Genomic DNA, 513 nt, shown 5'->3' with positions numbered 1-513 from the left:
GATGTCCGTGGTGCCCCGAGCGGTGGACATCGCGGCCAGGACGGCCCCGCGTCCCGGCAGCGGCGAGAGATGCCAGAAGCTTGCGTCACCACCACGTAGCCGACCGGCCAGGTGGAAGAAGGGGAAATACGGGTTCGGGTGATCCCCGGGAGCCCGCACCGCGGCAAACAACGTGTTGTATCGCTCCAGCAGCGGGGGAGCGAAGAGGATGCGGTTTTGCTTCAAAGCACCGGCCCGGGCGAGGTCGAGCACCGCGAGCAGCATGCATACTTTGTGCGGGCTCGTTCGGCCTGCGCTTCGATTCACGACGAGGCGACTGAGCTTGACCTGGTACTCGGTGAGCCCCATTGGAGGATCGTGCCGCGTGGAGAGAAACTGCGCCGGATTAGAGCACGTCGCGCAAGTTCTGCCTGGGTTCTCGATCGGTCACCCGTGCTCGCCTGCACCAGCCGATGGTCTTCGAGCCTTTCGACGTACGAGTTCGAGGACGATCGTGGCACCTTCTATCCCTCC

The 513-nt window shown here is 64.3% G+C and carries 1 protein-coding gene; it reads right to left on the bottom strand.

What is annotated here, in order from left to right:
- Positions 1-264: hypothetical protein (locus tag ACYVAK_RS14695; RefSeq protein ID WP_461062332.1), on the bottom strand; the 264-nt coding region annotated here is incomplete at its 3' end.
- Positions 265-513 lie beyond the last annotated feature (249 nt).

The organism is Silanimonas algicola (genome assembly GCF_054777375.1).
This window is presented reverse-complemented; position numbering and strand designations above follow the sequence as displayed.